Source organism: Buchnera aphidicola (Cinara strobi), assembly GCF_900560745.1.
GTDB classification, from domain to species: Bacteria; Pseudomonadota; Gammaproteobacteria; order Enterobacterales; family Enterobacteriaceae; genus Buchnera_F; species Buchnera_F aphidicola_AJ.
The window spans coordinates 385609-399453 of the sequence record NZ_LR025085.1; the positions used below are offsets into that span (position 1 = coordinate 385609).

The window sequence follows — 13845 nt, forward strand, 5'->3', positions numbered from 1 at the left end:
CCTATAGTTACTTTAATAATTCTTTATTAGATTTAAAACGACGTATTTTTTTTCCAGAATCTAAAAAAAACTCTATTTTGTCCGCTTTATTCGTTAATTTATTAAAGATAGATAAATTAGATAGTTGAATAGGTAATTCTTTTTCAATAATTCCTCCCATTTGATTTCTATCAGGGATGGATTTTTGATGTTTTTTCACTATATTTATACCTGAAACTATGGCAGTATTTTTATTTCGATATATTTTTCTTACTACACCAGTTTTACCTTTATCTTTTCCAGTCAAAACTATAACTAGATCATTTGCATGTATTTTATAAGCCATATTTTTTCCTTTCTTATTTTATAAAACTTCAGGAGCTAAAGATATAATTTTCATAAAAGAATCTGTTCGTAATTCTCTAGTAACAGGACCAAAAATACGTGTACCAATAGGTTGATCAGTAGTATCATTTAAAATAACACATGAATTATTATCAAAACAAATCATCGAACCATCTATTCTTCGAATACCTTTTTTAGTACGAACAATTACAGCCCTTAAAACATCACCTTTTTTTACTTTACCCCGAGGGGCAGCTTCTTTAACAGCTACTTTAATGATATCACCAATTCTAGCATATCGCTTACGAGAACCTCCTAAAACTTTAATACACATAACAATCCGAGCTCCTGAATTATCAGCAACTTGTAAAACACTCTGAACTTGAATCATATAAAAAACCTTTTATTTAATATGTATTATTAAGACTATTAAGCATATAAAAAATCTTTAATTATTAAAACATCTAATAGAAGACATGAAAAAAATCACTATTTAATTATCATGCCTCCTACCTATCAAGGTATAAATTATTTAATTACAGATTTTTCTAAAATACTTAATAAGGTCCACGATTTAGTTTTAGAAATCGGCTTAGATTCGCAAATTTCTACTAAATCACCAACATTACTAATATTATTTTCATCATGAACACAGAATTTTGTTCTTTTTTTTATAAATTTTCCATAAATAGGATGTTTAACTCTACGATTAACAATAACAATAATAGATTTATTCATTTTATTGCTCTTAACATAACCGTGTAAAATATTTTTTTTTTCATTCATAATTCATTACTTATCCGATCTATTAACAAAGTTTTAATACAAGCAATTTTTTTTCTTACCTGTCGTATTAAATGAGTCTTCTTCAATTTTCCAGACGCTAACTGAAGTCGAATATTAAACTGTTCTTTTAATAAATTTATTAATTGATTTTTTAAATTTTCTTTATTAATACTTTTTTTTCGTATGATTCGCATAATTACATCATCCTTCGAAATACAAAAGTAGTTTTAATAGGCAATTTCGAAGAAGCTAATTTAAAGGCAGATCGACACTCTTCTTCAGATATACCTTCAATTTCATATAATATTTTTCCTGGTTGAACTAAAGCAACCCAATATTCTACATTACCTTTACCCTTTCCCATTCGCACTTCTAAAGGTTTTTGCGTAATTGGTTTATCTGGGAAAATACGAATCCACATTCTCCCTTGTCTTTTTACTGATCTAGTAATAGTTCTACGCGCAGATTCAATTTGTCTAGAAGTTAATCGACCACGGCCAATAGCTTTTAAACCATATGCACCAAAACTAACTTTATTATCTAGTGATAAACCTCGATTCTTTCCTTTATGCATTTTACGAAATTTTGTTCGTTTTGGTTGCAACATATATTTAAATCTCCATTATTTATCTTCTATATTTTCGAGAATTCTTTTTCACTAAACCAAAAACTTTTTTCTCACTGCTATGAGATAAAACCATCCCCCCTAAAACTTCACCCTTAAAAATCCATACCTTAATACCAATAATACCATATGTAGTATGAGCTTCCGCCGTATTATATTCAATATCTGCTCTTAAAGTATGCAAAGGAACTCTTCCTTCTCTATACCACTCTCTTCTAGCAATTTCTACTCCCCCTAAACGACCACTAACTTCTACCTTAATACCTTTTGCCCCCTGACGCATAGCATTTTGAACAGAACGCTTCATTGCTCTTCGAAACATAATTCTTCTTTCTAACTGAGAAGCTATATTATCAGCCACTAATTTAGCATCTAATTCTGGCTTACGAATTTCAGAAATGTTTATTTGGGCCGAAACCCCCATTAAATTAGAAATTTCTATACGCAACTTATCAACATCTTCTCCCTTTTTACCAATGACAATACCAGGCCTGGCAGTATGTATTGTTATTCTAACGCTTTTAGATAATCTCTCAATAACTACCCTAGATATCGATGCTTTTACTAATTTTTTCATTATAAATCGACGTACTTTAAAATCACTATCGATATAGTTAGAAAATTCTTTTTTACTAGCAAACCAAATAGAATTCCATGACTTAATAATTCCTAAGCGCATTCCATTAGGATGTACTTTTTGACCCATTTCGACCCTCCTTATAAATAAGTTCAGATAAAATAACAGTAATATGACTTGTACGTTTTAAAATACGATCTGCTCTACCTTTTGCTCGAGGCATCATACGTTTCATACTACTTCCACTATTCACAAAGATTTTTGAAATAATCAAACTTTGTACATCACAACCATAATTATGCTCTGCATTTGATAATGCAGATTTCAATAACTTTTTAACTAAAATAGCAGACTTCTTATTAAGACTAGCTAGTATTTGAAATGCTGATAATACTTTTTTTCCTCGAATAAGATTGACTACTATACGTATTTTTTGAGCTGAAGAACGAATTTGATTATACTTAGCTAATATATCCATGTTATATGTCCTTATAATTTTACTTAACTGGTTTTTTAATCTTTTTATCTGCAGTATGTCCTCGATAAGTTCGAGTCACAGCAAATTCTCCTAACTTATGACCAACCATTTCTTCCATAATAAATACCGGAATATGTTGACGACCATTATGAACCAATATCGTTAAACCAATCATATTAGGAAAAATAGTAGAACGTCTAGACCAAGTACGAATAGGTTTTTTTTTTTCTTCTTTTACAACTATTTTAACCTTATTTAATAAATGAACATCAATAAAAGGACCTTTTTTAATAGAGCGCGGCATATACTTCTTATCCTATATAAATAATTATTTGTTTCTATGACGTATGATAAACCTTTCAGTTCTTTTATTTTTTCTAGTTTTCTTACCTTTTGTTTTTAAACCCCAAGGACTAACTGGATGTTTACCAAAATTTCTACCTTCACCACCACCGTGAGGATGATCTACAGGATTCATCGCAGTTCCTCTAACAGTAGGTTTAATACCACATCTTCGTTTAGCACCTGCTTTACCTAAAACTCGTAACATATGTTCTGAATTCCCAACTTCTCCTATTGTTGCTCGACACTGTATATGAATTTTTCTTAACTCTCCCGAACGTAATCGTACAATTACATAATTCTTTTCTTTAGAAATCAATTGAGCATAATTTCCAGCTGATCTTGAAATTTGACCACCTTTTCCTGGTCTCATTTCAATATTATGAATTATAGTTCCAATAGGAATATTTTTTAATAATAAAGAATTACCTAATTTAATTGGAACAATATTTCCTGATTCTATAATATCACCAATTTGAATTCCCTTAGGCTCTAATATATAACTTCTACTTCCATCACGATATAATATTAATACAATATTTGATGAACGATTAGGATCATATTCAATTCGTTTAACGACTGCTTTAATATCATCTTTCTGTCTCTTAAAATCAATACAACGATATAATCTTTTATGCCCTCCACCTATATGACGAGTTGTAATTCGACCAAAATTATTACGCCCTCCAGTTTTTACTTTTTTTTGTAATAATGGCATATAAGGTCGGCCTTTATATAAATGCGGATGAACAACTTTTATTACATGACGTCTACCCGGAGATGTTGGTTTACACCGTATAATTGCCACATCAACTCCTTATTATTCTTTTTTATTATCTATCCGAAGAACCTAAAAACTCTAGATTTTGATCAGACTGTAAAATAACATATGCTTTTTTCCAATCACTACGCTGGAATATTTTGTTTTTTTGACGTTTTTTTTTACCTTTTACTATCAAAGTATTAATTTTATACACTTGAACTTGAAAAATTTTTTCAATAGCTAATTTAATTTCACTCTTTTTAGCATCTTTTAATACTTTTACTACAACAGTATTATTTTTTTTCATATGACTTGATGTTTTTTCAGAAACATATGGCGATAATAGTATTTTTAATAATCTCTCTTTCAGAATCATTGAAACATCACCTCAATTTTCTTGATTGCCGGGATAGTAATTAAAATATGATTATATGATATTAAACTAACCGGATTAATAGAATCAACACTTAAAACACTAATCTTATACAGATTTCTTGAGGCATAGAATAAATAATCATGTATAACATCAACAACAATTAAAACATTTTTTAAATTTATTAAATTTAACTTTTCTAATAATATTTTTGTTTTTGGCTTAGAAATTGAAAAATCTTTAAAAAAAAATAAACGATTTTGTCGCATTAATTCAGAAAAAATACTTCGCATTGCTCCTCGATACATTTTTTTATTAATTTTAGGACAATAATTTTTCGGCTTAGCTGCAAAAGTAACTCCTCCAGATCTCCAAATAGGACTTCGTAAAGAACCAGCACGAGCTCTACCTGTCCCTTTTTGTCTCCATGGTTTTTTTCCAGAACCAGATACTTCAGATCTACTTTTTTGAGCTTTACTGCCTTGTCTTTTACGAGCTAAATAAGAAACTACCGCCTGATGTACTAGAGCTTCATTAAAATCTGAACTAAATAATGATTTAGAAGAAAAATATGTTTTTTCTGAATCCTGTAACGTTAATTCCATTTTTATTTCTACCTTTATTTTAATTTAACAGCAGGTTTTAATAATATATAATTACCTATACAACCAGGAACAGACCCCTTAATTAAAACAATCTTTTTTATCTCATCTACTTTAATAATACTCAAGTTTTGCACAGTAACACGAACAAAACCCAAGTGACCCGACATTTTTTTTCCTTTAAAAACATGACCTGGAGTTTGATTTTGCCCTATAGAACCAGGAGCACGATGAGATAAAGAATTTCCATGCGTAGCATCTTGCATACTGAAATTCCAGCGCTTAACTGTACCTGAAAATCCTTTTCCCTTAGAAATCCCGGTTATATCTACCTTTTTAATATTTCGAAATAATTTTATAGTTATTTTTTGACCCACTTTAAATTGAGATAAATTTTCATATTTAAATTCCCATAAACCTCTTCCAACTGGAGTATTAGATTTCAAAAAATGACCTTTTTCTGATCTCAGTGCTCTATTTTTTTTTTTAATTCCAGTAGTTACTTGAATAGCATTATATCGATCAATTGCCAATGATTTAACTTGTACAATCGTATTATCTTCAACCTGAATAACAGTAACTGGAATAGATATACTATTATCGGAAAAAATACTTGTCATTCCTAATTTCTTACCAACTAAACCTATCATGAAATATTTTACCTTTATAAGTTAACAACTAGCTCAATATTATATACCTAATTTACCCCAAACTAATTTGTACATCAACCCCGGCTGCAAGATCTAATCGCATTAACGCATCAACAGTTTTTTCAGTCGGTTGCACAATATCGATTAAACGCTTATGAGTTCTAATTTCATATTGATCACGAGCATCTTTATTTACATGCGGTGAAACTAGAATAGTGAATCTTTCTTTACGAGTAGGTAAAGGAATTGGACCTAAAACCTTAGCCCCGGTACGTTTAGCTGTATTTACAATTTCTGCTGTAGATTGATCAATTAACCGATAATCAAACGCTTTTAAACGAATACGAATTCTTTGATTCTGCATAAATACAGAACTCCTTATTAAAAAAGATGCACTCCTATTAATTTTAATAGATAAAATAAAATTAAATCTTATTTAACCATGAAAAATAATGAATTAAAATTATATTAATAAAATAATTAACAATTAGTGATTATTAAAAATGTACTATAAAAAAATATGCCAAGAAAAGAGAATAATTACTCTATTCTTGACAAAATGTCAAAATATTGATGTATAATAAAATTTATATTATCATTATGCAATCACTTTTGTAACTACTCCGGCTCCTACAGTACGACCTCCTTCTCGAATTGCAAATCGTAAACCTTCAGCCATAGCTATAGGATGAATTAATGTAACAACCATTTTTATGTTATCACCAGGCATTACCATTTCAATATTTTCAGGTAATTCAATAGATCCGGTTACATCAGTAGTTCGAAAATAAAATTGAGGACGATAACCTTTAAAAAATGGAGTATGTCGACCTCCTTCCTCCTTAGATAAAACATAAACTTCTGATTCAAACTTTAAATGAGGATGAATAGTTCCAGGTTTTGCAAGAACCTGCCCCCTCTCAATATCATCGCGTTTTGTACCTCTTAATAAAATTCCAACATTTTCTCCAGCTCTACCTTCATCTAATAATTTTCGAAACATCTCAACGCCAGTACAAATAGTTTTAGTAGTATTTTTAATACCAACTATCTCTACCTCTTCTCCAACTTTTAATACACCACGTTCAATACGACCTGTTACTACTGTCCCTCTACCAGAAATAGAAAAAACATCTTCAATGGGCAATAAAAACGGTTCATCAATTGCTCTTACAGGAATTGGAATATAATTATCTAAATAATTAGATAATTCAATAATTTTATCTTCCCAAATTTTTTCTCCTTCTAATGCTTTTAAAGCAGATCCTCTCACAATTGGAATATCATCACCAGGGAAATCATACTGAGTTAATAAATCACGAACTTCCATTTCCACTAATTCTAACAATTCATCATCATCCACCATATCACATTTATTTAAAAAAACGACAATATTAGGAACACCAACCTGTCTCCCTAAAAGGATATGTTCTCTAGTTTGAGGCATCGGTCCATCAGTAGCAGCAACTACTAAAATTGCTCCATCCATTTGAGCAGCTCCAGTAATCATATTTTTTATATAATCAGCATGTCCGGGGCAATCAACGTGCGCATAATGACGCAATGTTGTATCATATTCCACATGAGAGGTATTAATAGTAATACCTCGAGCTTTTTCTTCTGGAGCATTATCAATTTGCTCAAATGCACAAGCAGTTCCCCCAAAACGTTTTGATAAAACGGTAGTTATTGCTGCTGTCAGGGTAGTTTTACCGTGATCTACATGACCAATAGTACCAACATTAATATGTGGCTTGGATCTATTAAATTTTTCTTTTGACATAAAAAATTCCTTTATTTTTATTGTTTGATATAAACTGTATTATAAAAAATATTATATTTTTAATAAATTTAAATTATCGATTAGAGATAATAGTATCACAAATTATACCTGGTGCTTCAGTATACTTCATAAATTCCATGGAATAAGATGCTCTACCTTGTGTTTGAGAACGTAAATCTGTAGCATACCCAAACATTTCAGATAACGGAACATGAGCTTTTATATTCTTTCCGCCCAGCATATCATCAATCATTCCGTCAATAATACCTCGACGTCGATTAATATCACCAATTACATCACCCATATATTCTTCAGGAGTTTCTATTTCTACTTTCATAATCGGTTCTAATAAAACTGGTTTAGCTTGTTTAAACGCAGCTTTAAATGCATAAGAAGCAGCTAACTTAAAAGCTAATTCCGAAGAATCAACATCATGATAAGAACCATCATGTAAACGCACACCAATATCTACTACAGGGTATCCGGCTAAAGGACCAGATTTTAATTGTTCTTGAATACCTTTATTAATAGCAGAAATATATTCTCCAGGAATTACTCCACCTTTAATATCATTTACAAATGAATAACCTATATCACTTCTCTCTAAGGGAAAAATATCTATAACAACATGTCCATATTGACCTCTCCCCCCTGATTGTTTAATATGCTTTCCTTCAATATTTAAAGCTTTATTTAAAATAGTTTCACGATATGAAACTTGAGGCTTTCCTATATTTGCATCTACTTTAAATTCACGTTTCATGCGATCAATAATAATCTCTAAATGTAATTCCCCCATTCCTGCAATAATAGTTTGATTGGACTCATGATCAGTCCATACTCGAAAAGATGGATCTTCCTTTGCTAATCGATTTAAAGCTAATCCCATTTTTTCTTGATCCGCTTTAGTTTTTGGCTCTACAGCAATAGAGATGACCGGTTCAGGGAAATCCATTTTCTCTAAAATAATAGGATTATTTATATCACATAACGTATCCCCCGTAGTTACATTTTTTAAACCAATAGCCGCAGCAATATCTCCAGAACGTACTTCTTTAATTTCTTCACGTTTATTGGCGTGCATTTGTACAATTCGGCCAAATCGTTCTGTATGAGATTTTGTTGAATTTAAAACTATATCACCTGAACGAACAACTCCAGAATAAACGCGAAAAAAAGTTAAATTTCCTACAAAAGAATCTGATGCGATTTTAAATGCAAGAGCAGAAAAAGATTCTTGATCATTAAATGGTTTACATAAAGAAACAGGAAGTTTTTCTTTCATAAGTTTTTTTTTTTCACTAATATCTTTAGGAGAAGGTAAATATTCAATAATAGCATCTAATAGAGCTTGAACTCCTTTATTTTTAAAAGCAGATCCACAAGTTACTAAAGTTACTTCATTGTTTAAAACTCTTACTCTTAATCCTTCTTTAATTGCTTTTTCCTCAAGAATTTCATTTTTTAAATATTTCTCCATTAATTCATCATTCGCTTCAGCGGCAGTTTCAATTAAATACATATGCCACTTTTTTGAAATAGATAATAACTCCTGAGGAATATCATAATATTGAAATGTAACTCCTTGATCATTTTCAGACCATTGAATAGCTTTCATTTTTATTAAATCAATAACTCCCTTAAAATTTTCTTCAGAACCAATTGATAACTGAATAGGAACAGCAATCGTATGTAAACGTGTATGAATCTGATTAACAACTTTTAAAAAATCAGCCCCCATGCGATCCATTTTATTAATAAAAGCAATTCGAGGAACTTTATACTTATTTGCTTGTCTCCAAACAGTTTCAGACTGCGGCTGTACTCCACCTACAGCACAATAAACCATAACAACCCCATCGAGTATCCGCATAGATCGTTCAACTTCTATTGTAAAATCAACATGACCTGGGGTATCAATAATATTAATTCTATGCGGTAAAAATTGTTGAGCCATTCCAGACCAAAAGGTTGTAGTAGCTGCAGAAGTAATTGTAATACCTCTCTCTTGTTCTTGAACCATCCAGTCCATAGTAGCAGCGCCATCATGAACTTCTCCAATTTTATGATTAACACCAGTATAAAATAAAATACGTTCTGTTGTAGTGGTTTTACCTGCATCAATATGTGCACTAATACCAATATTTCGATATTGAGTAACCGGAGTTATACGTACCATAACTGTCCTCTTATTAACATCTTTTTAATAAAAATTAAATATATTTTTAAAAAAAACAATGAGAGCTAATTTTATCTTAAATACTACCAACGATAATGCGCAAATGCTTTATTTGCATCAGCCATTTTATGTACTTCTTCACGTTTACGTACAGCAGCACCTTTGTTATCCATTGCATCTAATAGTTCATTAGTTAAACGAATAGACATTGATTTATCAGTTCGATTACGAGCAGCTTCTACTATCCATCTCATTGCTAAAGCATTCCGTCTTATTGGACGAACTTCTACAGGGACTTGATATGTAGAACCCCCTACTCTTCGTGATTTTACTTCTACTGCAGGTTTAACATTATCTAATGCCAAAGAAAAAATATCTAATTCATTTTTTCGTATTTTTTCAGATAAAGATGATAATGCTGAATAAACAATATTTTCTGCAATAGATTTTTTTCCATCTACCATTAATATATTAATAAATTTTGCTAGTAACTCTGAAGAAAACTTTGGATCTGGCAAAATTTTACGCTGTCCTACTATACGACGACGAGGCATAATTAAATTCCTTTAGAATATTTATACTTTTATTTTTTTAACACCATATTTTGATCGACCATTTTTTCTATCTTTAACTCCCGAACAATCTAATGAACCACGAACAACATGATATCTAACACCCGGTAAATCCTTAACTCGTCCTCCTCGAATCAAAATAACAGAATGTTCTTGTAAATTATGACCCTCTCCTCCAATATAAGCTGTAACTTCATAACCATTAGTAAGTCGAACTCTACATACTTTTCTTAACGCAGAGTTAGGTTTTTTAGGCGTAGTGGTATACACTCGAGTACAGACACCTCTTTTTTGAGGGCACATAGATAAAGCAGGAACATTGCTTTTAACTATTTTTCGTTTTCTAGAAAAACGTACTAGTTGATTAATTGTCGACATATAAACTCCAAATACTACATTAACGTTAATAATATCAAAAAAATATTACAGAAAAAAAATAATTTAATACGAATATTTAATATCTATTAATCTTTAAAATCACCATGTTATACTTTTATTATGACCAAGCGTTAAAAAAACAAAACATTGATAACTGATAACTAACAAATTATTTTCTAAAGCACGAGTTAATAAACCTCTAGCTATTAAGTCATGTTTTAAAAAATAAACTAAATTAAAATTTTTATATATATTTTTAAAAAATAAATCATTTGCTATACTTAATATAACTCCATCTTGAATACAAATTAAATCATCAAAAATAGAACTTAAAGAAAATAAAGACAATTGAGATATTTTATACGGTGAATTCAATAAGATATGTAGCATAACTTTAATATTTTACCATTTCAAAATAAAATTATATTTCTTTATTTGTTCTAAAAAACAGTGAGAATTTAAAAATTTTACCGGTACAATAAAATTATCATCCTCCTTTAATCCACGCTGATAAGCTGATCGTTGACAAAAAAAAAAACCTTTAATTTCATATAATAAAAAAATTTTAAAACTCAAGGAATGATGATGTGAATGAATTAAATTAGGATTTTGATATAACATTAATTGTAAAACACCATCATCAATAAAAAAAAATGAAATTTTTTTTGTAACTAGCGAAAACGATAAAGCAACATCTAATCCTTCTCTACCTATACTACTCCCATGTGGGGAGCTTGAAAAAATAAAAGCAGTTGATTTCATAAAATTAAATTTAAAAAATTAAGTTAAAATTGTATAATACGATCATAATTATTTATTGAATATGCTAATTCAGATAAACTCATCCACTGAAAATATGAGGAAAAACATCCTTTGAAATAACCAAATTGTATAGCTATCTTATCAGATACTATTCCCCTTCTGTAAGAAGAGCTAGGACAAACGCACAATTGTAAATCATATTTTTTTTTTAATTTTCCCCATTCTAATAAAATATTCCATTCACTTTCTGGGGGGGATAACATGCTACTAGCATTATATACACCTGATGAATAAAAAAAAATTTTTTTCACAGAATGATTCATTAAAAAAACAGACTTAACAAATAGAAGAGCTGATATAGCATTTTGAGATCCATACGGGGGTCCTGTTACAAAAATTAAATATTTCATATATAACCCTACCACCATACCTATTTTAAATATCATTTAAATAAAAATAATATATCTATTAAATTAATGAAATTACTCAAAAAAAATATTAAACTATAATATAATTAAGAATTATTTAGATAAAATAATTTAAAATATTAAAAATTGATAAATATTATCTATTTGACTATTCAATAAAACTAAATTTTTATTGCAAAATCTATTATAATATTATATACATAGTTTATACTACAAACTTATTTTTAATAAATAGTAGTACTATACTACATATAAATAAAATTTATTATTTTAAACTATTATTTTATTAATATTAATTTCTTAAAAATAAAAATTATTTTTAATTTGATTTTTTTATTTAATATTTATTTAGATAAAAATCTATGTAAATAGCATATAAAATATATTTATATAATATATAAATATATACCAAAAATATTTAATATTTCAAAGTATCATTTACCTAATGCCTTACAGATAACATCAAAATTCTTTTCACTACAACTTATAGCTATATCTTTTCCAAAATTTAAAACATCAATTAAATAATCTTGATCTTTTCTAAATCTAAAATATGATCTCTGTATTTCTGATATAACATCACATACGCAATCAGATATATTTCTCTTAAAAAGAGAGTATGAATAATCTTCAAATTCTTTTTCTAATTGAGAAATATTTTTTTCTGTAATAGAAGAAAGAATTGATAATAAATTAGAAATTCCTGGTTTTTTATTCATATTATATATAATTTGAGCAGGATTATCGGAATCAGTTATAGCTTTACTAATTTTATCACGTATGATATCTAAATCATCTAGTAAAAAAATTACATTATTCTGATCTAAATCAGATTTAGACATTTTTCTTTGCGGCTCTCTTAATGCCATAATTTTATATCCTACTCGTTTAATCAAAATATTTGGTACAATAAAGATATTTCCATATATAAAATTAAACCGACGAGCAATTTTTTGAACTAACTCTAAATGTTGCTTTTGATCTAAACCCGAAGAAACATAATTAGCTTTATACAATAAAATATCAGCAGCCATTAAAACTGGATAACTAAATAAAGACAAACTAACTTTATTAGCATTAAAAAAAACTCTTTTTTTAAATTGCGTCATCCTAGAAAGCTCACCAAAATAACTAAAATTACTTAAAATCCAATACAATTGGCTATGAGTATGAACTTGAGACTGCAAAAACACAACACTATTTTGAGGATTAACCCCGCAAGATAAATATAATGCTACCATATCTAATATATTATTATATGAAATATTTTTTTTATTTTTTTTTGCAGTATCAGTTAATGCATGCAAATCAGCAATACAAAAAAAACAAAGATATTGTTCTTGCATTTTCTTCCAACTAGACATAGTTCCACAATAATTACCTAAAGTTAAATTTCCAGTAGGTTGAATACCTGTAAACATAATGTCTTTTTTATTAATATCTAACATATAAAAAATCCTTAAAAATAATATTCTAATTTCATAAATTATATGAATATATATTAATCGCAAATATTATATCTAATTATTAAAGAAAAGAATTTTTAAAACGCTGTATCGTCTTCAAATAATTACTTGAATGAAAAATAGCTGAACCAATAACTAAAATATCAGCACCAGAACGTAAAATTTGTACAACATTAGAAAAATTAATTCCGCCATCTACTGATAGTAGTATATCATTTTTTCTTCTATCTATTAAGGAACGTACCTTTCGAATTTTTTTTATTATATATTTTAAAAAAACTTGACCGCCAAAACCTGGATTAACAGCCATTACTAAAACCAGATCTATTTCATCTATAATATATTCAAGATAACTTAAAGAAGTAGCTGGATTTAGAGCTATGCCTACTTTACAGCCGATTTGTTTAATTAATTGTATTGATCTATCTAAATGCTTAGTTGTTTCAGGATGAATAGTAATAAACTTAACATTTAAATCAGAAAATAATAAAATCAACGAATCTACAGGTGAAGCCATTAAATGTACATCAAATTGAACATGAATACCATTATTTTTTATTGATTGTAGAATCATTGGGCCAAAAGTAAGGTTAGGAACATAATGATAATCCATTAAATCAAAGTGAATCAAATTACAACCCGCATGTATGACTTTTTTTATCTCTTTTCCTAAATAACAAAAATTAGCCGATAAAAGAGATGGAACAATCAAAAATTTTTTCATGAATTCCCTCAAAAAAATATCTATTTCAATCTT

General features: G+C 28.8%; 22 protein-coding genes. All 22 read right to left on the reverse strand.

Annotated elements, in window-relative coordinates; translation table 11 throughout:
* Window positions 1-7: 7 nt before the first annotated feature.
* The 22 genes from rplX to rpe all read right to left on the reverse strand — a co-directional run bounded on the left by rplX (window position 8) and on the right by rpe (window position 13812).
* The gene (gene rplX / locus EAO23_RS01695) at window positions 8-325 is read right to left on the reverse strand and encodes a 50S ribosomal protein L24 (protein ID WP_158349198.1); all 318 of its coding nucleotides are present in this window, start codon (window positions 323-325) and stop codon (window positions 8-10) included.
* A gap of 18 nt (window positions 326-343) precedes the next feature.
* Window positions 344-715: a 50S ribosomal protein L14 gene (gene rplN, locus EAO23_RS01700; protein WP_158349199.1), complete on the reverse strand. Its 372-nt coding sequence runs from the start codon at window positions 713-715 to the stop codon at window positions 344-346.
* A 137-nt stretch (window positions 716-852) separates the two neighbouring features.
* Complete coding sequence (gene rpsQ, locus EAO23_RS01705) at window positions 853-1110, reverse strand: 30S ribosomal protein S17 (RefSeq protein ID WP_158349200.1); 258 nt, start codon at window positions 1108-1110, stop codon at window positions 853-855.
* Entirely contained in the window at window positions 1107-1304 is a 198-nt protein-coding gene (gene rpmC / locus EAO23_RS01710) for a 50S ribosomal protein L29 (protein ID WP_158349201.1), read from the reverse strand. Before rpmC ends, rpsQ begins: the two co-directional genes overlap by 4 nt.
* Before the next feature lie 2 nt (window positions 1305-1306).
* Window positions 1307-1717 (reverse strand): 50S ribosomal protein L16, encoded by a 411-nt coding sequence (rplP, locus tag EAO23_RS01715; protein ID WP_158349202.1) that lies wholly within the window; start codon window positions 1715-1717, stop codon window positions 1307-1309.
* 19 nt (window positions 1718-1736) lie between these two features.
* A complete protein-coding gene (rpsC, locus tag EAO23_RS01720) occupies window positions 1737-2441 on the reverse strand; it encodes a 30S ribosomal protein S3 (protein WP_158349203.1) in 705 nt (234 codons plus the stop codon).
* Window positions 2419-2790: a 50S ribosomal protein L22 gene (rplV, locus tag EAO23_RS01725; RefSeq protein ID WP_158349204.1), complete on the reverse strand. Its 372-nt coding sequence runs from the start codon at window positions 2788-2790 to the stop codon at window positions 2419-2421. The genes rpsC and rplV overlap by 23 nt, the downstream gene beginning before the upstream one ends.
* A gap of 19 nt (window positions 2791-2809) precedes the next feature.
* Window positions 2810-3094, reverse strand: coding sequence for a 30S ribosomal protein S19 (gene rpsS / locus EAO23_RS01730; RefSeq protein WP_158349205.1), 285 nt, complete (start codon window positions 3092-3094; stop codon window positions 2810-2812).
* 24 nt (window positions 3095-3118) lie between these two features.
* Window positions 3119-3940 (reverse strand): 50S ribosomal protein L2, encoded by an 822-nt coding sequence (gene rplB, locus EAO23_RS01735; protein WP_158349206.1) that lies wholly within the window; start codon window positions 3938-3940, stop codon window positions 3119-3121.
* A 25-nt stretch (window positions 3941-3965) separates the two neighbouring features.
* The gene (rplW, locus tag EAO23_RS01740) at window positions 3966-4271 is read right to left on the reverse strand and encodes a 50S ribosomal protein L23 (RefSeq protein WP_158349207.1); all 306 of its coding nucleotides are present in this window, start codon (window positions 4269-4271) and stop codon (window positions 3966-3968) included.
* Window positions 4268-4873 (reverse strand): 50S ribosomal protein L4, encoded by a 606-nt coding sequence (gene rplD, locus EAO23_RS01745; RefSeq protein ID WP_158349208.1) that lies wholly within the window; start codon window positions 4871-4873, stop codon window positions 4268-4270. Before rplD ends, rplW begins: the two co-directional genes overlap by 4 nt.
* Window positions 4874-4887: 14 nt before the next feature.
* Window positions 4888-5520: a 50S ribosomal protein L3 gene (rplC, locus tag EAO23_RS01750; RefSeq protein WP_158349209.1), complete on the reverse strand. Its 633-nt coding sequence runs from the start codon at window positions 5518-5520 to the stop codon at window positions 4888-4890.
* A 52-nt stretch (window positions 5521-5572) separates the two neighbouring features.
* Window positions 5573-5884: a 30S ribosomal protein S10 gene (gene rpsJ / locus EAO23_RS01755; RefSeq protein ID WP_158349210.1), complete on the reverse strand. Its 312-nt coding sequence runs from the start codon at window positions 5882-5884 to the stop codon at window positions 5573-5575.
* 234 nt (window positions 5885-6118) lie between these two features.
* Entirely contained in the window at window positions 6119-7303 is a 1185-nt protein-coding gene (gene tuf, locus EAO23_RS01760; RefSeq protein WP_158349211.1) for an elongation factor Tu, read from the reverse strand.
* A 73-nt stretch (window positions 7304-7376) separates the two neighbouring features.
* Window positions 7377-9482, reverse strand: a complete 2106-nt coding sequence (gene fusA, locus EAO23_RS01765; protein ID WP_158349212.1) for an elongation factor G — start codon at window positions 9480-9482, stop codon at window positions 7377-7379.
* Between the two features lie 83 nt (window positions 9483-9565).
* The gene (rpsG, locus tag EAO23_RS01770; RefSeq protein ID WP_158349213.1) at window positions 9566-10036 is read right to left on the reverse strand and encodes a 30S ribosomal protein S7; all 471 of its coding nucleotides are present in this window, start codon (window positions 10034-10036) and stop codon (window positions 9566-9568) included.
* 21 nt (window positions 10037-10057) lie between these two features.
* Window positions 10058-10432 (reverse strand): 30S ribosomal protein S12, encoded by a 375-nt coding sequence (gene rpsL / locus EAO23_RS01775; protein WP_158349214.1) that lies wholly within the window; start codon window positions 10430-10432, stop codon window positions 10058-10060.
* A 99-nt stretch (window positions 10433-10531) separates the two neighbouring features.
* Window positions 10532-10822, reverse strand: coding sequence for a sulfurtransferase complex subunit TusB (gene tusB, locus EAO23_RS01780; protein WP_158349215.1), 291 nt, complete (start codon window positions 10820-10822; stop codon window positions 10532-10534).
* Between the two features lie 12 nt (window positions 10823-10834).
* Window positions 10835-11194, reverse strand: a complete 360-nt coding sequence (tusC, locus tag EAO23_RS01785; protein WP_158349216.1) for a sulfurtransferase complex subunit TusC — start codon at window positions 11192-11194, stop codon at window positions 10835-10837.
* Window positions 11195-11217: 23 nt separating this feature from the next.
* Entirely contained in the window at window positions 11218-11604 is a 387-nt protein-coding gene (tusD, locus tag EAO23_RS01790) for a sulfurtransferase complex subunit TusD (RefSeq protein ID WP_158349217.1), read from the reverse strand.
* 452 nt (window positions 11605-12056) lie between these two features.
* Complete coding sequence (trpS, locus tag EAO23_RS01795) at window positions 12057-13070, reverse strand: tryptophan--tRNA ligase (protein WP_158349218.1); 1014 nt, start codon at window positions 13068-13070, stop codon at window positions 12057-12059.
* 79 nt (window positions 13071-13149) lie between these two features.
* Window positions 13150-13812 (reverse strand): ribulose-phosphate 3-epimerase, encoded by a 663-nt coding sequence (rpe, locus tag EAO23_RS01800; protein ID WP_158349219.1) that lies wholly within the window; start codon window positions 13810-13812, stop codon window positions 13150-13152.
* Between the last annotated feature and the right edge of the window lie 33 nt (window positions 13813-13845).